The 21,212-nt window shown below is 66.8% G+C and carries 15 protein-coding genes; 3 read left to right on the plus strand and 12 right to left on the minus strand.

Annotated elements, in window-relative coordinates; translation table 11 throughout:
* Nucleotides 1-45: 45 nt before the first annotated feature.
* The 7 genes from trxA to OG210_RS14395 all read right to left on the minus strand — a co-directional run bounded on the left by trxA (nt 46) and on the right by OG210_RS14395 (nt 9,521).
* Nucleotides 46-393 (minus strand): thioredoxin, encoded by a 348-nt coding sequence (trxA, locus tag OG210_RS14365; RefSeq protein WP_328328949.1) that lies wholly within the window; start codon nt 391-393, stop codon nt 46-48.
* Nucleotides 394-441: 48 nt separating this feature from the next.
* Entirely contained in the window at nt 442-1,416 is a 975-nt protein-coding gene (gene trxB, locus OG210_RS14370; protein WP_371536839.1) for a thioredoxin-disulfide reductase, read from the minus strand.
* 106 nt (nt 1,417-1,522) lie between these two features.
* Nucleotides 1,523-1,972, minus strand: coding sequence for a hypothetical protein (locus OG210_RS14375; RefSeq protein WP_328328945.1), 450 nt, complete (start codon nt 1,970-1,972; stop codon nt 1,523-1,525).
* 446 nt (nt 1,973-2,418) lie between these two features.
* Nucleotides 2,419-3,132 carry an RNA polymerase sigma factor SigM gene (gene sigM, locus OG210_RS14380; RefSeq protein WP_328328943.1) on the minus strand — a complete coding sequence of 238 codons (714 nt, stop codon included), beginning with the start codon at nt 3,130-3,132 and terminating at the stop codon, nt 2,419-2,421.
* A 26-nt stretch (nt 3,133-3,158) separates the two neighbouring features.
* On the minus strand, nt 3,159-4,892 hold the full coding sequence (locus OG210_RS14385) for a protein kinase family protein (RefSeq protein WP_328328941.1): 1,734 nt from the start codon (nt 4,890-4,892) through the stop codon (nt 3,159-3,161).
* A 128-nt stretch (nt 4,893-5,020) separates the two neighbouring features.
* Nucleotides 5,021-7,180, minus strand: coding sequence for a murein biosynthesis integral membrane protein MurJ (murJ, locus tag OG210_RS14390; protein ID WP_371536843.1), 2,160 nt, complete (start codon nt 7,178-7,180; stop codon nt 5,021-5,023).
* A gap of 46 nt (nt 7,181-7,226) precedes the next feature.
* On the minus strand, nt 7,227-9,521 hold the full coding sequence (locus OG210_RS14395) for a DUF6049 family protein (protein WP_371536846.1): 2,295 nt from the start codon (nt 9,519-9,521) through the stop codon (nt 7,227-7,229).
* A gap of 181 nt (nt 9,522-9,702) precedes the next feature.
* Between OG210_RS14395 and OG210_RS14400 the strand changes: the two genes are divergently transcribed.
* Complete coding sequence (locus tag OG210_RS14400; protein ID WP_328328934.1) at nt 9,703-11,145, plus strand: CCA tRNA nucleotidyltransferase; 1,443 nt, start codon at nt 9,703-9,705, stop codon at nt 11,143-11,145.
* Between the two features lie 92 nt (nt 11,146-11,237).
* Here the strand turns inward: OG210_RS14400 and OG210_RS14405 are convergent, their stop codons facing one another.
* From OG210_RS14405 to OG210_RS14415, 3 genes are all read right to left on the minus strand, one after another.
* Entirely contained in the window at nt 11,238-11,759 is a 522-nt protein-coding gene (locus OG210_RS14405; protein ID WP_371536850.1) for a hypothetical protein, read from the minus strand.
* A 305-nt stretch (nt 11,760-12,064) separates the two neighbouring features.
* Nucleotides 12,065-13,147, minus strand: a complete 1,083-nt coding sequence (locus OG210_RS14410) for an inositol-3-phosphate synthase (RefSeq protein WP_266855238.1) — start codon at nt 13,145-13,147, stop codon at nt 12,065-12,067.
* A 49-nt stretch (nt 13,148-13,196) separates the two neighbouring features.
* Nucleotides 13,197-13,877, minus strand: coding sequence for a PadR family transcriptional regulator (locus tag OG210_RS14415; RefSeq protein ID WP_328328928.1), 681 nt, complete (start codon nt 13,875-13,877; stop codon nt 13,197-13,199).
* Between the two features lie 399 nt (nt 13,878-14,276).
* Here OG210_RS14415 and OG210_RS14420 point away from each other — a divergent pair, with 399 nt between their 5' ends.
* Both OG210_RS14420 and OG210_RS14425 read left to right on the plus strand, forming a co-directional pair.
* Nucleotides 14,277-17,006 carry a transglycosylase domain-containing protein gene (locus tag OG210_RS14420; protein WP_328328926.1) on the plus strand — a complete coding sequence of 910 codons (2,730 nt, stop codon included), beginning with the start codon at nt 14,277-14,279 and terminating at the stop codon, nt 17,004-17,006.
* Nucleotides 17,007-17,144: 138 nt separating this feature from the next.
* Entirely contained in the window at nt 17,145-18,647 is a 1,503-nt protein-coding gene (locus OG210_RS14425; RefSeq protein ID WP_371540288.1) for a glycosyltransferase family 87 protein, read from the plus strand.
* Nucleotides 18,648-18,798: 151 nt separating this feature from the next.
* Here the strand turns inward: OG210_RS14425 and OG210_RS14430 are convergent, their stop codons facing one another.
* The gene (locus OG210_RS14430; RefSeq protein WP_328328924.1) at nt 18,799-19,830 is read right to left on the minus strand and encodes an alanine racemase; all 1,032 of its coding nucleotides are present in this window, start codon (nt 19,828-19,830) and stop codon (nt 18,799-18,801) included.
* Nucleotides 19,831-20,062: 232 nt separating this feature from the next.
* Nucleotides 20,063-21,181: a peptidoglycan bridge formation glycyltransferase FemA/FemB family protein gene (locus OG210_RS14435; protein ID WP_266855242.1), complete on the minus strand. Its 1,119-nt coding sequence runs from the start codon at nt 21,179-21,181 to the stop codon at nt 20,063-20,065.
* Nucleotides 21,182-21,212 lie beyond the last annotated feature (31 nt).

The following is a 21,212-nucleotide window of genomic DNA, read 5'->3' on the forward strand; positions in this document are numbered from 1 at the left end:
CCGCCCTTGAGGGCGGCCCCTGTTTCACGTGAAACATAGATGATGTCAGGCCTTGGTGGCCTCGTCGCTGATGAAGCCCCCAAGGTCGCGAATGATCGCGGCCTTCGGCTTGGCGCCGACGATGGTCTTCGCCACCTCGCCGCCCTGGTAGACATTGAGCGTCGGGATGGACATCACGCCGTACTTTGCGGCAGTGCCCGGGTTCTCGTCGATGTTGAGCTTGACGACCTCGATCTGGTCACCGTACTCGGCTGCGATTGCCTCGAGAGACGGAGCGATCTGGCGGCACGGACCGCACCAGGCGGCCCAGAAGTCGACCAGTACGGGCTTGCCGCTCTTGAGTACATCCTGTTCGAAGGAGTCGTCAGTCACGTTCTTCAGGGTGCCGGCCACGGCGGGCTCCTCTTTCTTCACGGGGGTTCGGGTTGGGGAATGCGGTGATCAGATGCTGGCGATCTTCTCGGGCTCTGCGGCCTTCTTGCTGTCGGCCAGGGCCGCCAGGAAGCGCTCGGCGTCGAGGGCGGCGGAGCAGCCGGTCCCAGCAGCCGTGATGGCCTGCCGGTAGGTGTGGTCGACGACGTCACCAGCGCCGAAGACACCGGTGAGATTGGTCCGGGTCGAAGGCGCATCGACCTTCAGGTAGCCCTCGTCGTCCAGGTCCAGCTGGCCCTTGAACAGTTCGGTGCGCGGGTCGTGGCCGACGGCGATGAACAGGCCCGTCACCGGCAGCTCGGAGGTCTCTCCGGTCTTGGTGTTGCGCAACGTCAGGCTGGAGAGCTTCTGCTCGCCGTGGATCACAGCCACCTCGCTGTCCCAGGCGAACTTGATCTTCGGGTCGGCGATGGCCCGATCCTGCATGGCCTTCGAGGCGCGCAGGGTGTCCCGGCGGTGGACGATGGTGACGGACTTGGCGAACCGGGAGAGGAAGGTGGCTTCCTCCATCGCGGTGTCGCCGCCGCCGACGACGGCGATGTCCTGGTCCTTGAAGAAGAAGCCGTCGCAGGTAGCACACCAGGAGACGCCACGCCCGGAGAGGGCGTCCTCATTCGGCAGGCCCAGCTTGCGGTGCTGCGAGCCGGTCGTGACGATGACAGCCTTGGCCTGGTGCACAGTGCCGGCGGTGTCGGTGGCGGTCTTGATCTCGCCACTCAGGTCGACGGCCACGATGTCGTCAGGAACCAGCTCGGCACCGAAGCGCTCTGCCTGGGCACGCATGCTGTCCATCAGGTCGGGTCCCATGATGCCGTCCTGGAATCCGGGGAAGTTCTCCACCTCGGTGGTGTTCATGAGCGCACCACCAGCGGTGACTGCACCTTCGAAGACCAGCGGCTGCAGTGACGCGCGCGCGGTATAGAGCGCGGCGGTGTAACCGGCGGGCCCGGAGCCGATAATGATCACGTTACGGACGTCGCTCACGGGTTTCTTCCTCGTCTCTGCGGACTGCTTGCTGCCTACTGGGGCCAGGTCCAGCGGACTCTCACCCCACCCAACGGATCCTACGGGGCGTGCATTCCCGTCAGGGTCAGCCGCGAGGATAGACGTGGGTCAGGAGCACCTTGCCGCGAGTGGACGGCGTGGCATGGACGCATGCCGCGTCTACGACATACGCCTGGACCCGGGTGTTGTCAGTGGGGTGCGGCAGCACGACGAGGAAGGCGTCGGAACCCTTGTAGGTGCCCTTCTGGGCGGCGATCGGACCTTCAGCGCGTCCTATGCCCTTCTCGACACAGGGCGGTACGACCACGTCGAGCCCGCTCTTGAGCGTCGTCGGGCCGGAGTCCATGTGGACCGATGGAGCCTTTTTCTCCTGTGGGGAGACGGTGGACGCCGTGGCATTCGAGGCGAGCAGGGAGTGCACCTGGCCCTGCAGGGCGGCATCAACGAATACGGGAGTTCCCCCGCGCTTCGAGGTCTTTCCCGCGGCACTGGTGTCACCGCTCGACGCGGTGGGCGACGACTGCAGGAAGAACACACCGATACCGATGACAGCTGCCCCGAAGGCCGCGCTGAGAGCAGCGACGTGACGTCGTCGCCGCGCCGTACGGGTTCGGCCGGGGCCTGTAGCGGCACGGGGACGCCCTGACGGGCGGTTGCCGTGGACGGGTTCCGCGCTGCGGGACGGGAGTGATGTTTCACGTGAAACATGAGCCCCACCTTCGTGCGGGGTGGCTCCGATCAGGGACTCCGCGGCCAGAGCTGCGTCCATACGCTCAGCGATGTCGGCCGGCATGAGCGCCGGCCCGGGCGCGGTAGCGAGCAGCTCCTGAATCTCCTGGAGGGAACCGCTGACATCGGAACAGAGTGAGCAGGCGTCGATGTGCTGCTGCATCTCCACTGCGCGGGATGGCGCAAGGAGACCCTCAGCGAGATCGGCGATCTCCGAGACATCGGGATGCTGAGACGTGTCAGCTGTCGATGTCATGCGCGTCCACCTCCGCCCTTCACTGCAGCAGGATTCTGTGGTCCCGCGTCCTTCGGTCTCGACGCAGGTGGGACGGATGCTCCCGGCATCCGGTTCCTTCCCCTGTCGGCCGGGGTGTCGTTTCCTGTCTCTGCCGGTTGCGGGCGGAGGTGCGCGAGGAGTGGCAGGAGTCTCGCCCGCCCGCGTGCACACCGACTCTTCACGGTGCCTGTAGGCACATCAAGGATCTGCGCGGCCTCAGCCACGGGGTACCCCTGCATATCGACGAGGACGAGGGCGGCGCGCTGTTCCGCGGGGAGGGTGCCCATGGCTTTGATCAGTTCGCGGTGCAGGTCCTGGCGCTCTGCTGGTGCCTCGGCGGATTCATGAGGTTCGAGGAGCTGATCGAGGCGCTCCGTGTCATCGACGGGCGAGGTCTTCCGCGTCGCGGCTTTACGGGCCCGGTCGAGGCAGGCGTTGACCGTGATGCGGTGCAGCCAGGTGGTGACGGCGGACTGGCCGCGAAAGGTGTGTGCGGCACGGTAGGCGGAGACCAGGGCGTCCTGGACGGCGTCGGCAGCCTCCTCGCGGTCGCCGAGCGTACGCAGAGCGACGGCCCAGAGCCGGTCTCGATGGCGCCGTACCAGCTCACCGAAGGCGTCGGCGTCGCCGGCGACGTGGGCAGCCAACAGCTCCTGGTCGCCGGCGGTACCGAGCGCGGTGTCGTCCAACGGTGAGCCCCCTCCCCTGTCCCTGATCAGCCGGAGAACTTCACATCCGTAATGGCCTGCTTGTAACCCGCTTCGCTGTACTGGTCTCCGGGTGAATCCGGCATGGCCGTGATCCAGACCAGTACATAACGCGTGTTCACCGGTTTGTCTGCCTTGAAACGCGCTGAGGTGCCGTTGGTGCTCGTGGAAGTGATCTTCTTCATCGAGCTCAGGGACGCTGAGGAGGACAGCGAATCGGCTGCGTACAGGGAGATCGCGGTCTCGTTGCCCGAGTAACGCAGCCCTATGGAGGCAGCCGACACGTCCTTCGCGGAACCCAGGTCGTAGACGATCCCCACCCCCTGCTTGAAGGGGGCCAGCTGGGGGCCGTCCTTGAAGGAGTAGGTACGCCAGTACGTCGAGCTGTCACCGTCGTAGGTCTTCCCGACATCGCCGGGGTGCTGGGGCTTACCGTCCGGGTAGTACTCGGCTGCGTCCTTCACCGGGAGCGGCTGAAGAGCCTTCTGCTCGGCGGTGCCATTGTTGTTGCCGTTGTTGGTCTGGTTGGTGCCCGTACCGCCGGAGTCCTTGCCCCGGTCCAGGAGCGTATCGGCGAGCTGCCAGCTGCCCAGACCCAGCGCGGCGATCAGCAGCGCGGACACGGCCCACTTGAGTACCTTGCCGGTGCGGCCCTGGAGCGGCGGCGGAGGAGCGGCCACCGGCTGAGCCGGTGCCACCCTGGCGCCGGTGGCCGGACGGCCATAGGTGCCCTGCTGGTAGTTCGTGCGCTGATACTCGGGCGGCGGGGTGTAGGCGGGCTCCGGTGGCCGGATCCGCGGCATGGCGGCGACGGCCTTGGCGAGCTCGTCGGGGGTGGTGCAGGGCGGTTCCTGACGAGATGCGGTGGCGCCGTCATTGGCCAGGGCGCGCATGGCGATCTCTGCGAGGCCGCGGTTGACGCCGGCCCGTACCTGGTCCGGGGGGATCAGGCCGACGCCCTTGGGCAGGCCGGAGAGACCGTAGGCATCGGTGTCGTAGGGCCAGCGCTGGGTCAGCGCGGCATACAGCAGGGCGCCGATGGCCTCTGTGTCGGTCCGCTGCGGGGTGTCAGAGGTGATGCCGCGAAGGGCTGCGTTCACCGCGAGGCCGCGGATGCGGTACTGGCCGGATGAGGTACGCAGGACCGCGCCGGGCGTGAGCCTGAGGTGGGACAGGCCCTCGCGGTGCGCGGCGGCCATGGCTTGCGAGACCTGGCTGACCAGCTGGTAGGCGTCGTGCGCCTCCAGGGGGCCGGAAGCGAGCAGCGCGGTGATTTCTGTCGCGTCGGGCAGCCATTCGTGCACGACATAGACGAGATCGTTCTCCTCGACGGCATCCAGGACCTGCACGAAGCGGGGGTCGCCAAGGAGGGCCGAGGACCGAGCGGCCGCGAGGACGGCGCGCGCCCGGGCGTGATCAGCGGGAAGCAGATGCACACCGACAGCGCGCCTGAGCTTCTCGTCGACCGCACGCCAGCTGCTGAAACCGTCCAGACGGGTGACGCACTCCTCAAGCCGGTAGCGTCTGGCGAGCTTGTGCCCGCTGTGAAGCTCGGGCGCTGCCTCGGGCTCCGTCGGCTTCTTCGCGCTCTCCTCGTCCTGGGTGCCTTCACCGGCCGTGGTGTCAGCCGTTTCCTGAGGTTCCACCGTGCCGTCGGCCGTGGCCTTGTCCGCCTTGGCGGCCAGCGGCTTGTCGCCACTGTTGTCAGCCACGTCGACGGCAGCCGTGCTACGTTCCGCCACCGTCGTTCCTGCCTCCCCATCCGTTGCGCGCTGTCGGCCAGTCTGCAAAGCCATGCCAATTGTGCCCACAGTCCGACGCTATGCACGACACGCGGCGTCGGACGATGGTTGTGCGATCCGGTCGGCGCCTAGCGGCCGAGGCGACCGCGCACCATGGCAACCATTGAGTTGAGCTCGGCGATCCGCATGCGCTTCGCGGCGATGAAGAACACACCGAGAAGTACCGCGCTGCCGACGATCAGCGCTGCCAGCGAGCCCAGCACACCCACTCCGAGCACCCGGATGATGCCGAATCCGACGGCCCCGCCGACGACGGCTCCCGGGAGGGAGGCCAGCGCCAGGCGGGCGTACGTGCGAAGGATGTGCGTCCCGTCCAGGTCGCCGCCCAGACGGTTGCGCAGCCTCCGCCAGGCAATCCCGACACCGACCGCATAGGCCAGACCGTAGGAGGCGGCCATGCCGACCACCGCCCACTGTGCGGGGAGGACGACGTAGCAGAGTGCGGAGGCCGCGGCGTTGACTGCGGCGACGATCACCGTGTTGTAGAAGGGGGTGCGGGTGTCCTCGTACGCGTAGAAGCCACGCAGGACGACGTACTGCACCGAGTAGGGGATCAGGCCGAGGGCGAAGGCCATCAGGACGTAGCCCATGGACTCGGAGGCCTGTACGCCGCTGGAGGCGAACAGCAGGGTGCAGACCGGTACGCCCAGGGCCAGGAATACGAAGGAGACCGGAACGATCGCCACGGCGGAGTTCCGCAGTCCCTGTGAGATGTCGTCGCGGACCGCGCCGACATCGCCGTCGTTGGCGGCGCGGGAGATCCGAGGCAGCAGGGCGGCCATGACGGACACGGTGATGATGGCCTGGGGCATCCCCCAGATCAGCTGTGCGTTCGAGTAGGCCATGATCCCCGCTCCGGACCGCCCGGAGGCCTTGCCGGCCGCGGTGGCGAGCTGGGTGACCACCAGGACACCCGCCTGGTTGGCAAGGACGAACAGGACCGTCCACTTGGCGAGCTTCACGGCCTTGCCGAGACCGTGTCCGCGCCAGTCGAAGCGCGGGCGGAAGCGGAAACCGGCCTCACGCAGGTACGGGATCATCGACAGGGCCTGGACGGTCAGACCCAGCAAGGTGCCGATTCCGAGCAGCCGCACCCCGTCCGCAGGGATGGTCGTCACCTTCATGTGGGAGTCGGCGGAGGTGCCATAGACCCAGATGAACAGCCCGAAGGTGAAGATCATGACGATGTTGTTGAGGACCGGAGTCCACATCATCGCGCCGAACTTTCCGCGGGCGTTCAGGATCTGCCCCATCACGACGTGCACACCCATGAAGAAGATGGTGGGCAAGCAGTAGCGCGCGAAGGTGACAGCGACGTTGTTGGCTGCCGGATCGTCGGCGATCGGCAGGGACATCAGCCGGATCAGCAGCGGCGCCGCGAAGACCGCGATACCGACGATGATGCCGAGGGCCACCATGACGACGGTGAGCAGGCGGTTGGCGTAGGCCTCGCCGCCGTCGTCGTCCTCCTTCATCGAGCGCACGAGCTGCGGCACGAACACGGAGTTGAGTCCGCCACCCACGGTCAGGATGTAGATCATGGTGGGCAGCGTGTAGGCCACGGTGAAGGAGTCGCCGAGCGTCGCCGCACCGAGTGCGGCAGTGATCACCATGGTGCGTACAAAGCCGGTGAGGCGGGAGACCAGGGTTCCCGCGGCCATCACCGCGCTCGATTTCAGCAGGCCGGATGCTCCGCCCGACTTCTCGGGGGGAGCGGCTGGGGCGGGCTCCTGCGGGCCCCCGGGGGGCGGAACGGGGGCGGCCCCCTGCTGGTCCCGGAAGAGATGGGCGAACGCGTCCTGCTGTTCCGGTTCGTCGGCTGCCTGGGTCACCAGGTCGTCGACCCCGACGAACTGGGTCGTCGCGTCATCCCCGTACGGAAGGTAGCGGGACGGGCCGTCGGGCTCGGGGGCCGGTGTCTGTGCCCATACCCGGGGGTCCGGCGGGTACTGCGCTGCAGGCGGCTGCTGGTACATCGGCTGCGGCTCGGTGTAGGTACCGGGGGGAGGCGGGGGGTGGGACGCACGGTCGTAGAGCGCCTCCGCCACCGGGTCCTGGGCACCGAGACCGTTCGCCCCGTACGGGTCGTAGCTGTAGGCGTCCTGGACATACGGATCCGGGGCAGGCTGATTCTGGCCGGCTGCAGGGGGCTCGAGGGGCGTCCCACCGGAATACGCAGCCCCGCCCCCAGCACCCTGGTCACGGTCACCGTCGTACGGCGCGTTCATTGGTTACCCCACCTCATCGTCCCCGGCCGGCCGGCCACGACATCGCTCAACGGTCCACTTTCTCACCCGTGCCCGGCGGGTTACCGTTTTCCGCTCCGGTGTCCGTCTCCGGGTCACTCGGCTGCTCCGGGTCATCGCCCCCGGCAGCGGCCGCCCGTGCGGCGGCCCGCTTGCGATGCGTGTACATCCGGATTCCGGCGAGCACCAGAAGCAGTAGACCTCCGGCGATCACCAGCATGACCGTCAGTGTCATCTCCGAGACTGTCACTGTGAAGGGCATTGCCTTCGCAGTGCCGTACGGCGTGCCGTCCTCGGTGAAGAGCTGGGCGTACACCCTGACGGGACCGTTGGCGTTGATCGATGTCGTGAACTTCACGGTCTGGCTGTGACCGCCCGCGATCTCCAGGGGCTGCTCGGCGACCGCCGCCTTGTCGTCTCCGAGCTGCAGACGGTTGGGGCTGGTCGAGCGCAGCTTCAGCACCAGATGCTTGACGGGCTGAAGCAACTTGTTCTGCACAGTCACCGGGATCGTCGCACTGCGTCCGGACAGCGTCATGTCGGACTTCTGGACGATCTGCACCTCGCCGGTGAGGCTCAGCAGATAGGACTGGACCCCGCTTCGGTAGGCCCTTGCACCCTTGGCATCCCCGCGCCACGAGGTCGCCAAGGAGCGGTCCATGGCGTTACTGAACGGCGTCACCACCCGGTCCGGCTGACTGAGGATGATCTTGAAGTTGTCGAGCGTCGACTGCGTGGTCCTGACGTCCTGGAACGCCTTTACCGGCAGTTCCTGTCGGCGCAGGGACGACGGGTACGCCGATGAGCTCGGCACCGTCGTCGTGGCGCTGGGATCCGCCTTGGCTTTGGCCGCGTCGATGAGGTTGAGGGGCTGGGTCCAGCGGTCCTCGTCCAGAGTGCGCAGGGCGCTCGCCATCGACTGTGCCTGGCTGACGGAGGGCATCCGCTGGGGGGCGACGACGACGCTGCGCTGCTTGGACGGCTCCTGCAGGTTCAGAGCCAGGGACTGGGCGAGGTAGTTCTGCACCGCGAGCGTGGAGGCACCTGCCTCGGCCATGTCGCCCTGGAAGGCATTGGAGAGCCGGGAGTCGGAAACCACCGCCGTGGTGCCGCCGCCGATGGGCCGGGCCGATGTGGGGGTGTACGGCAGTCCGGCCGTCTCCTCCAGACTGTCGCTGCTGGTGATCACGTTGTGCGCTCCGGCAGAGGTGGCCACATCAACGATTGAAGGGTCGATCGCGCCACTGGCCGGCCAGGCGAAATCGGTGGACGCCTTCACATGCAGGATCGTCTGCACGGTCGTGCCGGCGATCTCGGTGGCCGACTGCAGATGGCTCAGCGCGCCGGGGACGTTCTTGCCGTGGTGGGCCAGGGAGGCAAGGTCGGGATCCGCGAACGGCAGCGCGACGACCTTCTGGCCCTTTACCGCGTTCTCCAGGTCGCTCAGCCATTTCTTGGCGACGGCCTGGTTCTTGCCCGCGACCTGGGTGTCTCCGACCTGGATCTGATAGTTCCGGGTCATCGCGTCGACGCTCGCCAGCAGATCCGGGTCGATGACCCAGGTGACCGGCAGGGAGCGGCCCAGCGAGACCATCTGCTCCAGTCGGCCGCCGGGCGCGAGCTCCTCCGCCAGGTCGTCGTTCTCGAAGACCGGCGTCTGCTGGGCGTCGGTGCTGGTCTCGGCCCGCAGATGGATCTTCGAGATGAGCGGCCACACCGAGGTGATCTGTGTCTTCATGCTCTGCGGTGTGGGCTGCCAGGGCAGGAAAGTCCGCTGGATGCCGAGCACCTGCTCGTACGGGGCGCCGGCCGTCTGCCCGGAGAGCGAGACGCCGAGCTGGTACACGCCGTCCGCGCCGAGATTCATCTTGCTCACGGGAACCGAGATCGAGAAGTCCTCGCTGATCCCCGGGGGCAGCTTCGCGAATTTCGCCGTGTACTTGCCGCCGACCTCCTGGGGGTCTGCACCCGTGAGGTCAGAGGAGTGCTTGGCCGCGTCATCGATGGCGGATCTGCTGGCCAGGCGAGGTCCCACGCGAACACCGACGTGGGCGTTGGTGACGGTCTCCTTGCGCTTGTTCGTCACCGTGCCCGTGATGGTGACGCTGTCGCCCTTCACCGGCGCGCTGGGTGACAGCGCATCGAGACTGACGGCTACGGCGCCGGTGCTCCGTGCGGTGACGGCGGCCTGTGCAGGGGCCGCTGCCGGGCCGTAGAAAAGGCCCGCCATGAGCGTTCCACCGGCGAGCAGCGACGCTGTGCGCCGCAGCCACCGGCGGGCAGGAGAGGTAGTCATCTCCTGGAAGTGTGCCGCCTCGGCCACGCGCTTGCCCGTCCCTCGTCTTCGTCAGCTGATTCGGTGGTTCTCGGTTCTGCGTCCACGCATGGTAACGATGTGCTCTGGGCCTAAGTGCCGCGGACTGCTCCACGTGATCAGAAGAGCGGTCACAGCTGCCGGGAAATCGGGACGCTCCGGTCGGCACGGGCACGTACCCTTTTCTGTTGTGCCGAACGCCAATGATGACAATCCCAGTGCACTGAGTCAGGTGCAGCACCGCGCGGTCACAGAACTGCTGCGGGTGTCCCCGGTCGCAGACGACCTCGCCCGCCGTTTCCAGGATGCCGGACACAGCCTCGCGCTGGTCGGAGGGTCGGTCAGGGATGCGCTGCTCGGCCGGCTCGGCAATGATCTGGACTTCACCACCGACGCCCGACCCGACGACGTACTGAAGATTGTCCGGCCCTGGGCCGATGCGGTGTGGGAAGTCGGAATTGCCTTCGGAACGGTCGGCTGCCAGAAGGACGGCTATCTGATCGAGGTCACGACGTACCGCTCCGAGGCGTACGACAGGACCTCGCGTAAGCCTGAGGTGTCCTACGGCGACTCCATCGAGGAAGACCTCCTGCGTCGCGATTTCACAGTCAATGCGATGGCAGTCGCTCTTCCGGAGAAGGCATTCATCGATCCGCACGGCGGTCTGGAAGACCTTGCCGGACGGATGCTGCGTACCCCCGGTACGCCGGAGGATTCATTCTCAGACGACCCGCTGCGCATGATGCGAGCTGCCCGGTTCGCGGCTCAGCTGGACTTCGAGGTCGCGCCCGAGGTTGTCGCCGCGATGACGGCGATGTCCGAGCGCATCGGGATCGTCTCGGCGGAGCGCGTACGTGACGAGCTCAACAAACTGCTGCTGTCCGCGAGCCCGCGCAAGGGCCTCGCGCTCCTTGTCGACACCGGCCTCGCCGAATGGGTGCTCCCTGAACTTCCCGCGCTGCGTCTGGAGAGTGATGAGCACCACCGGCACAAGGACGTCTACGAGCACTCGCTGACCGTGCTGGAGCAGGCCATCGACCTGGAGCAGGACGGTCCTGATCTGGTGCTCCGGCTGGCGGCCCTGCTCCATGACATCGGTAAGCCCAAGACGCGGCGCTTCGAGAAGGACGGCGGCGTCTCCTTCCATCACCACGAGGTGGTGGGCGCGAAGCTGACCAAGAAGCGTCTGACCGCACTCAAGTACTCCAATGACATGGTGAAAGACGTCACGAAGCTGGTGGAGCTCCACCTGCGGTTCCACGGCTACGGGACCGGGGAGTGGACCGACTCCGCTGTGCGGCGCTATGTGCGTGATGCCGGACCGCTGCTGGAGCGGCTGCACAAGCTCACGCGATCGGACTGCACCACACGTAACAAGCGCAAGGCCAATGCCCTCTCGCGTGCGTATGACGGGCTGGAGGAGCGCATCGCGCATCTGCAGGAGCAGGAAGAACTCGACTCCATCCGTCCAGACCTGGACGGCAACCAGATCATGGAGATCCTGGATGTCGGGCCGGGGCCTGTTATCGGCAACGCCTACAAGTTCCTGCTTGAGCTGCGGCTGGAGAACGGGCCGATGGAGCATGACGTAGCGGTGGCAGCGCTCAAGGAGTGGTGGGCCGCGCAGAACTGAGGTCATGTTTCACGTGAAACATGACGGACGGCACAGCGAAGGGGCGGTGTTTCACGTGAAACACCGCCCCTTCGCGACCTATCTGCGGCGGGCTACTTCTTGTAGTCCGTCAGGCAGAGAGTGAAGTCCTTGCTGCCGCCGGTCTCGGTGTACGAGTTGTACTTGGTGCGGTCGCAGGTCTCGTCGCCATCCTTCTTCTCGGCGACCTTGTACTGGGCCTTCGCGTCACTGCAGTCCACGACCTCAAGCTTGGGGTCGGTGTCGCTGGAGCTGCCTCGGTGCATGCAGTCGCCGACCTTGGCCGTGTCGGCGTCGTCCTGATGGCTGGAGTACCAACCGAAGGCCGCCACGCCGATAACGACCACGGCGATGACGATCCTCAGGATCTTCTTGCCATTGCCGGGAGGCGGTGCCACCGGAGCCATCGGTATCTGGCCACCGCCCTGGTTGAAGTACGGCGACGGCTGCTGCGGGACACCCGGCTGTCCCGGCTGTCCGTACGGGCCGGGCTGCTGCGGCTGCTGTCCGTATGGATTGCCGCCCTGGGGCTGTCCGTAGGGGGTATTGGGCTGCTGGGCGTATGGGTTCTGGCCCTGGGGCGGCGGAGTAGACATGGTTGGGGTCCCCCTTGAAGCGGTGCGCGTATGCGCAGTTGTCAACGCCCGTAAAATAGCGGGCCGCTCCGGTATTTCTGTCACCGAGCAGGAGTCTGTGGCTCTGATGTGACACATACGTGCATCGAAAACGGGCCATAGACGCAGCAAACGTTGCGCAGTTGAAGGTCGCTGTGCCAAAGGGCGGGGGCTGAGAGCGAGCTCCGCACGGGGGTCACGGGTCCTGCGCCAGGACATGGGAAGAGCCCCGGACAGGCTGTCCGGGGCTCTCAACGGTCAGTGGTCGACCGTTCTCAGAGTGCGCTTCAGCGCTCGACCTCACCCTTGATGAACTTCTCGACGTTCTCGTAGGCCTCGTCGTCGAAGTACTGCACCGGCGGCGACTTCATGAAGTACGAGGAGGCAGAGAGGATCGGGCCGCCGATACCGCGGTCCTTGGCGATCTTCGCGGCACGCACGGCGTCGATGATGACACCGGCGGAGTTCGGGGAGTCCCACACCTCGAGCTTGTACTCGAGGTTCAGCGGAACGTCACCGAAGGCGCGGCCCTCAAGGCGCACGTACGCCCACTTGCGGTCGTCCAGCCAGGCCACGTAGTCCGAGGGGCCGATGTGGACGTTGTCGGCGCCCAGGTCACGGTCACGGATCTGGGAGGTGACCGACTGCGTCTTGGAGATCTTCTTGGACTCCAGGCGGTCGCGCTCCAGCATGTTCTTGAAGTCCATGTTGCCGCCGACGTTCAGCTGCATGGTGCGCTCGAGGCGCACACCACGGTCTTCGAAGAGCTTGGCCATGACGCGGTGCGTGATGGTGGCGCCCACCTGCGACTTGATGTCGTCGCCGACGATCGGCACGCCCGCCTCGGTGAACTTGTCCGCCCACTCCTTGGTGCCGGCGATGAAGACCGGGAGAGCGTTGACGAACGCGACCTTCGCGTCGATGGCGCACTGCGCGTAGAACTTCGCAGCGACCTCGGACCCGACGGGCAGGTAGCAGACGAGGACGTCCACCTGCTTGTCCTTGAGGACCTGGACGATGTCGACCGGAGCCTCGTCCGACTCCTCGATCGTCTCGCGGTAGTACTTGCCGAGGCCGTCGTGGGTGTGGCCGCGCTGGACCTTCACGCCGGTGTTCGGCACGTCGGCGATCTTGATGGTGTTGTTCTCACTGGCGCCGATGGCATCCGCGAGGTCGAGGCCGACCTTCTTCGCGTCGACATCGAAGGCGGCGACGAACTCGACGTCACCTACGTGGTAGTCGCCGAACTGGACGTGCATCAGGCCGGGCACCTTGCCGGCCGGATCTGCGTCCTTGTAGTACTCGACGCCCTGCACCAGCGAGGCGGCGCAGTTGCCCACGCCGACGATGGCTACGCGAACCGAACCCATTCCGGTTGCTCCCTGTGTGTTCTCGACGAAACCCTGCGGACGCAGAGCTTCACTTAGCGATGTCCTCGGACGGATCCGGCGGGGTGGTACCCCGATGCCGGGGCAGGCCGCCCGTATCTCCTGTTATGTCCTGCTGAGCGGCGTCGGCGTCGGGGGATCGTCGCTGATCCCGGCCCGCACGCTCGCTCTCGATGAGCTCGTTCAGCCAGCGCACTTCGCGCTCCACGGACTCCATGCCGTGCCGCTGCAGCTCAAGCGTGTAGTCGTCCAGCCGCTCACGCGTCCGGACCAGAGAGGCGCGCATCTTCTCCAGGCGCTCCTCCAGCCGGCTGCGGCGGCCTTCCAGCACTCGCATCCGCACCTCGCGCTCCGTCTGCCCGAAGAAGGCGAAACGGGCAGCGAAATGCTCGTCCTCCCAGCTGTCGGGTCCGGTGTGCGAGAGGAGCTCTTCGAAATGCTCCTTACCGTCCGCGGTCAACCTGTAGACGATCTTGGCGCGGCGTCCTGCGAGTGAAGCCGCTACCGCGTCCTCCGGGGCGCTGCCCGGTTCCTCGATCAACCAGCCGCTGGTGACCAGCGTCTTGAGGCAGGGGTAGAGGGTCCCGTAACTGAAGGCCCTGAAGATCCCCAGTGAGGTGTTCAGACGTTTGCGCAGCTCATAGCCGTGCATGGGGGACTCTCGGAGCAGGCCGAGTACGGCGAATTCGAGGATGCCGGAGCGCCTGCTCAACCTTCGCCTCCTCTGTTGTCCGGGTCACTTATGCCGTGCTGATGTATCGAGTCGATACATCAGCACGATAGAACGACCTTGCGTTTGCGACAAGCGGAGCCATCGTGAGCGGCGTCACATCATCGATTCGCAAGCATCAACTTGCCTGATTTGAGCCGAACCTCGGCACTGGGAGGGTTTTGCGCGTGCGTAGTCTGTGCGGCATGCAGACCGCCGGGGACCGAGTGACACCTGGGGACGTCAGCCGTCTCGGTCCACGGAATGCAACGCGTACGGGCCCGGCCGAGGGTCTGTGCGTACTGCGGATGCGCCCTACCGAGGGGCTGTCCGCGCATCGGGGGGACCGGAACTCAACTGCCGTTTCCAGGCGTTAGTGCCTGCCCGAGGAGTAGTCGTTCGATGAGCGAGCACCGTCGCAAACCGCCACAGTCGCAGAGTGGTGGACGTGCCGCGGCCAGGCGAGACGCCCAGCAGCCTCCCGGCCGCCGCGCAGCTCCCCCGCGAACCACCACCGGGTCACCTTCTGGTTCCCAGGATGAGGAGGAACGCCCCTACGGCGGCCGCGCCGAAGCAAGACGGGCTGCCCAGCGCAGCGGTGGCGGACGCCGTCGTGCCGCTGAAGCAGGTGGCGGCCGCGGCGGGCGGCGCGGTGCCGGCGGCAGTGGCCGGGGCGGTCGCGGGGGTCACGGCAGTGGCCCGGAAGGCGGCGGTGGCCGGGGCCCGAACAAGAAGAGGTTCATCGACTACCCGCGGGCGAACCTGCACGGCTGGCGCCACTGGGTGCCGTCCTGGCGGCTCGTGACCGGGCTCTTCGTCGGCTTTGTCGGCAGCATTCTGGCCGCGGGCACCATCGCGTACGCCATGGTCGGCATCCCGGACGCCACTAAGACCTCGCAGGCGCAGAACAACGTCTACTACTGGTCCGACGGCAGCCAGATGGTCGCCACGGGCGGTGAGATCAACCGGCAGATCGTGCCGCTCGCGCAGATTCCCAGCGCGATGCAGAACTCGGTGGTCTCGGCCGAGAACAAGTCCTTCTACAAGGACAAGGGCATCGACCCCATGGGCATCGCGCGCGCCGTGTTCAACATGGCCAAGGGCGGTCAGACCCAGGGTGGCTCGACGATCACCCAGCAGTACGTGAAGAACTCACGGCTCGGCCAGGAGCAGACGCTCAGCCGAAAGTTCAAGGAACTGTTCATCTCCATCAAGGTCGGCGCCAAGATGAAGAAGAACGACATCATGAGCGACTACCTCAATACGTCGTACTACGGGCGGGGTGCCTACGGGATCCAGGCCGCGGCCCGTACGTACTTCGGGGTGGACTCCGAGAAGCTCAACCCGAGCCAGTGTGCGTTCCTCGCCACGCTGCTCAAGGGCGCCAGCTACTTCGACCCGGCGGGTGCCGTCGAGATCGACCCCGCGGCGACGCCGAAGGCCAATCTCCAGCGGGCCACCAACCGCTGGAGCTGGATCCTCGACCAGATGGTCAAGGACGGCCGCCTTCCCGCAGCGGAGCGGGCGAAGTACAAGACGTTCCCGAAGGTCGACCCACCGAAGAAGGACGCCCAGCTGGGCGGCCAGACCGGCTACCTCGTCGACCTCGCGAAGTCGTATTTCGTCAACAACAACAAGCAGGGCATCACGTCCGAGGACCTCGCCAAGGGCGGCTACCAGATCCACACGACCTTCGACAAGAAGAAGGTCAAGGAGCTGGAGTCGTCCGTCGAGAAGGTCCGCAAGGCGAAGATCAAGCCCGGCGTACGGCCGAAGACGGACACCCACGTCCAGTTCGGCGGAGCGTCGGTGAACGCGCAGACCGGCGCTATCGCTGCCATCTACGGCGGCGAGGACGCGACGAAGCACTACACGAACAACGCCGACTACACCGGCGCGCAGGTCGGGTCGACCTTCAAGCCCTTCGTGCTGGCAGCCGCCCTGGAGTACGGGAAGCGCAATCCGGCCCTCGGCGCGGACCAGTCCGAATCGGACCGCACGATCGTCTCGCCCAAGAGTCTCTACAGCGGCAAGAACGACCTGAAGATCAGGGACTTCGACGGTTCCGTGTGGAAGAACAAGGCGGGCAAGGAGTGGCTCCAGCAGAACGACGGCCAGGACAACGTCGGCCCGGCTCCGGACTACCGCATCGATCTGCGTGAGGCCATGCGGGAGTCCGTGAACTCCGCCTATGTTCAGCTCGGCATGGATGTCGGCACTGACAAGGTGCGCCAGGCGGCCATCGACGCCGGTCTGCGCGACGACAAGCAGAGCATGGCCAGTTCGAACTACCCCTCCTTCTCCATCGGTACCTCCAGCCCCAGCGCGATCCGGATGGCCGGCGCATACGCCACCTTCGCCAACAACGGCCGGCAGAACGAGCCGTTCTCGGTCACCAAGGTCACCAGCGAGGGCAGGACGGTCTACCAGCACAGTCAGGTGGAGAAGTCGGCGTTCTCGACGGCCATCGCCAGCAATGTCACCGATGTGCTGAAGACCGTGGTCGACAAGGGCACCGGCACCGCGGCCCGGATTCCCGGCCGGCAGGTCGCGGGCAAGACCGGAACCACTGACGGCAACAAGTCCGCCTGGTTCATCGGCTACACCCCGCAGCTCTCCACGGCCATCGACATGTACCGCTTCGACGACAACGCGAAGGGCCAGAACCGCCAGTTCGAGGAGATGTACGGTACCGGCGGCGAGAAGAAGATCCACGGCGCCTCGTTCCCGGCCCAGATCTGGCACAGCTACATGGCGCAGGCGCTCAACAACACACCTGCCACGGACTTCCCGGCGCCCGAGCCGATCGGGAAGGTCGTCTACGGCGGCGGCGTCGCGAGCCCGAAGCCGACGCCGGTCGATACGCCGACCCCGACCCCGTCGCCGTCCAGTCCGTCGCCCTCTCCGTCCGACACGCCCTCCCCGACGCCCTCCCCGACCGAGTCCTGCAACAAGTGGCAGGACTGGACCTGCGGAAACGACGGCGGGGCCAATGCGGGAACGGGCGGGGGAACCGGCGGCGGCGCCAGTCCCAGTCCCACCGACACCTCCGGCACCGGCGGACAGCACGGTGGAGGAGGCGGCGGCGGTGGCGGTGGTGGCGGCGGTCTGTTCGGCGGGCCGGGCGGATGACCGTCCTCTGAGCCCGGTCACCTGATCCGGGCTCCGTCCACACCCGAGGGCCGCCACCGCTCATCTGCTGTGGCGGCCCTCGGGCTGTGCGGCCCGGCTGTGGCGGCCCTCCCCGCGGGCACAGCCGCGTACGGCAGGATGTGCGCCATGACGAGCGCGCACGAGGACCGGCCCGCACCGAAGACCGCAGAACCCGTGGTGCGGCCCACTCAGCAGGACGAAACCGCCGCGGCGGGCAGCGAGCTGATCGGGGGCCCAGCCGGGCGCTGGGCCCGCGGCGTCAGCAGGCTCACACCTGTTCGCGTCATCGCCCTGGTCGCGATCGGCATGTTCGCTCTCGGCATGGTGCAGAAGATGCCCTGCTACGACTGGGCGTGGTTCCAGGGGGCAACATCCCAGTACAACCACGCCTGCTACTCGGACATCCCCCACCTCTACGTCGGACGCGGTTTCGCCGACGACCTCGTCCCGTACTTCGACCGCATCAACGGCGACATGTCGTACCTCGAATACCCGGTGCTCACCGGCCTGTTCATGGAGGTCGCCTCCTGGCTCACCCCGCACGGGGGCACCATCCAGCACCGCGAGCAGATCTACTGGATGGTCAACGCGGGCATGCTGCTGGTCTGCACAGCCGTCATCGCGGTCTGTGTCGCCCGCACCCATCGGCGCCGCCCCTGGGACGGCCTGCTGGTGGCCCTCGCACCCGCCTTCGCGCTCACCGCCACCATCAACTGGGACCTGTTCGCGGTCGCTCTCACCGCTGCGGCGATGCTGATGTGGTCGCGGGGGCGCGCGCTCGCCTTCGGTGTCCTGATCGGCCTCGCGACCGCCGCCAAGCTCTATCCGGTGCTGATCCTCGGCCCGCTCCTCGTCCTGTGCTGGCGTGCCGGAAAGTGGCGTGAGTACGGATGGGCGGTGTTCGGGGCGGCGGCGGCCTGGCTGGTCGTGAACCTGCCCGTCATGTTGCTCGCCCCCGAGGGGTGGAAGAAGTTCTACACGTTCAGCCAGGAACGGAACGTCGACTTCGGTTCCTTCTGGCTGATCATCACCCAGCGCACCGGCAAGCCTCTCGACGTGGGCAACGTCAACACCTGGGCGATGCTGCTGGTGATCCTGGCGTGCGCCGGGATCGGGGCCCTCACCCTGACCGCCCCGCGCCGCCCGCGGTTCGCACAGCTCGCCTTCCTGGTCATCGCCGCCTTCATCCTCACCAACAAGGTCTACTCGCCGCAGTACGTCCTGTGGCTGATCCCGCTCGCGGCCCTGGCCCGGCCGCGCTGGCGTGACTTCCTCATCTGGCAGGCCTGCGAAGTCATGTACTTCCTGGGTATCTGGCTGTACCTCGCGTACACGATGAGCGGCGACAAACCCAAGGGGCTGCCGCCCGAGGGCTACCAGTTCGCCATCGCCCTGCACCTGATCGGGACGCTCTACATCTGCGCGGTGATCGTGCGGGACATCCTGATGCCGGAACGCGACGGCGTACGCAAGGACGGCTCGGACGATCCGTCGGGGGGTGTGCTGGACGGCGCGGAGGACGTGTTCGTGCTCGGCGCGGCCGCCCATCCGGCGCGGCACGCCGCCCACCACTACGAGGGCCCGCAGGTCGAGTGGGGCAGCCGCTCGGTGCGCGAGTAGCCGGACGGGCGACCGCCGGCCGGTCGTACAGCGGAGGCGGGTACCGGTGTGCCGGTACCCGCCTCCGCTGTTCTGCCGTGCTCCTCCAGGTCTGCTGCTGCGGTCCGGAGGAGGTGTGCTGCCGGTGTGTTGCCGGTCCGGGCCGAGGGGTTCAGTGATCGACGAGACGGTCGAACTGTGTCGTCGTGTGCCGCAGATGGGCCACCAGCTCGTCGCCCACCCTCGGTTCCTGTGCGTCCGAGGGGACGAACAGGATCGACACCTGCATGTGCGGTGGCTCCGCGAACCAGCGCTGCTTGCCCGCCCACACGAAAGGCGACAGGTTCCGGTTCACCGTGGCCAGGCCCGCACGCGCGACGCCCTTCGCCCGCGGCATCATCCCGTGCAGCGCCTTCGGCGCCTCCAGGCCCACTCCGTGCGACGTACCGCCCGCGACCACGACCAGCCAGCCGTCCGAAGCGGTCTTCTGCTGCCGGTAGCCGAAACGGTCACCCTTCACGACCTGGGTGACATCCAGGACGGAGCCGCGGTACTGCGTCGCCTCGTGGTCGCCCAGCCACAGCCGGGTACCGATCCTGGCGCGGAAGCGGGTCTGCGGGAACTGCTGCTGCAGCCGCGCCAGTTCCTCCGCCTTCAGATGACTCACGAACATGGTGTGGAGAGGCAGCCGCGCGTTGCGGAGCCTGTCCATCCAGGCGATGACTTCCTCGACCGCGTCGGAACCGTCCATGCGGTCCAGCGGGAGGTGAAGTGCGAACCCTTCCAGGCGTACGTCGTCTATGGCGGCGTGGAGCCGGCCGAGGTCCGCCTCGGAGACGCCGTGGCGCTTCATCGAGCTCATGCACTCGATGACCACACGGGCGCCCACCAGGGCGTGCACGCCGTCGACCGACGAGACGGAGCGGATCACCCGGTCCGGCAGCGGTACGGGCTCCTCGCCGCGGCGGAACGGTGTGAGGACGAGCAGATCACCGCCGAAGGAGTCCTTCATCCGGGCGGCTTCATACGTGGTGCCGACCGCGATGATCTCGGAACCGAAGCGCGTCACCTCGTCCGCGAGCCGGCCGTGGCCGAAGCCGTAGCCATTGCCCTTGCAGACCGGAACGATCCCCGGGAACTGGTCGATCACGGACTTCTGGTGCGCCCGCCAGCGCGCGGTGTCGACATAGAGGGTCAGCGCCATGGCCGGACCGGAACCTTTCTCGGAGCTGCGGTGTATCAGAGGTATGAACGGAACGAGCGGAATGAATGGAACGATCGGATCCAACGGGTCTAACGGGACTGACTTGCCGGACAACGGGCCGGTACGAAGCCCCGTGATCCCGCCTGACGGAGTGCCGCCGGACGGGATGATGCCGAGCCGTTCGGCGCCGAACGGTACGGCGCCGAGCGGGACGACGGAACCATCATCACCCTTAACGGCGCGACATATAGATGTCGAGCGCCTTGTGCAGCAGCTTGTTGAGCGGGAAGTCCCACTCACCGATGTACTCCACGGCCTCGCCGCCGGTGCCCACCTTGAACTGGATCAGACCGAAGAGGTGGTCCGTTTCGTCCAGCGAATCGGAGATGCCTCGCAGGTCGTAGACGGTGGCGCCCATGGCGTAGGCGTCCCGCAGCATCCGCCACTGCATGGCGTTCGACGGCCGCACTTCGCGCTTGTGGTTGGCGGAGGCGCCGTAGGAGTACCAGACATGTCCGCCGACGATCAGCATGGTGGCAGCGGCGACGTTCTCACCGTCGTGGCGGGCGAAGTACAGCCGCATCCGGTTCGGGTCCTCGGTGTTGAGGACCGACCACATGCGCTGGAAGTACGAGAGCGGGCGCGGCCGGAAGTGATCGCGCTCAGCGGTGATCTCGTACAGCCGCTGCCACTCCGCCAGGTCTTCGTAGCTGCCCTGGACGACCTCGACACCGGCCTTCTCGGCCTTCTTGATGTTGCGCCGCCACAGCTGGTTGAAGCCCTTGAGGACGTCGTCGAGCGAGCGGTTGGCCAGCGGGACCTGGAAGACGTAGCGAGGCTGCACGTCACCGAAACCGGCGCCGCCGTCCTCGCCCTGCTGCCAGCCCATCTTCCGCAGCCGGTCGGACACCTCGAACGCCCGCGGCTCGATGTGTGTGGCCTCGACGTCGCGCAGCCGCTTTACGTCCGGGTCCTGGATACCCGACTTGATCGCCGCCGCGTTCCACCGGCGGATGACCACCGGCGGCCCCATCTTTACCGAGAACGCGCCCTGCTCCTTGAGATGGGCCAGCATCGGCTGGAGCCACTCGTTGAGATTCGGGGCGTACCAGTTGAGGACCGGCCCCTCCGGGAGGTAGGCGAGATAGCGCTTGATCTTGGGGAGCTGCCGGTAGAGCACCAGGCCCGCACCGACCATCTGGCCGTCCTTGTCGAACCAGCCGAGGCTCTCCGAGCGCCACTCCGTCTTCACTTCCGCCCATGCGGGGACCTGGCAGTGACTCGCCGCCGGCAGGCTCTGGATGTACGCCAGATGCTGCTCGCGGCTGATGGTCCTCAGGGTCAGGCTCATGCGGGGCGCTCCTCGGCAGGCGTGTCCCCAT

This window comes from Streptomyces sp. NBC_00466 (assembly GCF_041433995.1).
Classification (GTDB): domain Bacteria; phylum Actinomycetota; class Actinomycetes; order Streptomycetales; family Streptomycetaceae; genus Streptomyces.

Bases quoted from the DNA above. Each gene is read 5' to 3' on its own strand.
- OG210_RS14425 (WP_371540288.1), top strand. From the start codon at position 17,145: ATGTGCGCCATGACGAGCGCGCACGAGGACCGGCCCGCACCGAAGACC.
- OG210_RS14410 (WP_266855238.1), bottom strand. From the start codon at position 13,147: ATGGGTTCGGTTCGCGTAGCCATCGTCGGCGTGGGCAACTGCGCCGCC.
- OG210_RS14405 (WP_371536850.1), bottom strand. From the start codon at position 11,759: ATGTCTACTCCGCCGCCCCAGGGCCAGAACCCATACGCCCAGCAGCCC.
- murJ (WP_371536843.1), bottom strand. From the start codon at position 7,180: ATGAACGCGCCGTACGACGGTGACCGTGACCAGGGTGCTGGGGGCGGG.
- OG210_RS14420 (WP_328328926.1), top strand. From the start codon at position 14,277: ATGAGCGAGCACCGTCGCAAACCGCCACAGTCGCAGAGTGGTGGACGT.
- OG210_RS14430 (WP_328328924.1), bottom strand. From the start codon at position 19,830: ATGGCGCTGACCCTCTATGTCGACACCGCGCGCTGGCGGGCGCACCAG.
- OG210_RS14435 (WP_266855242.1), bottom strand. From the start codon at position 21,181: ATGAGCCTGACCCTGAGGACCATCAGCCGCGAGCAGCATCTGGCGTAC.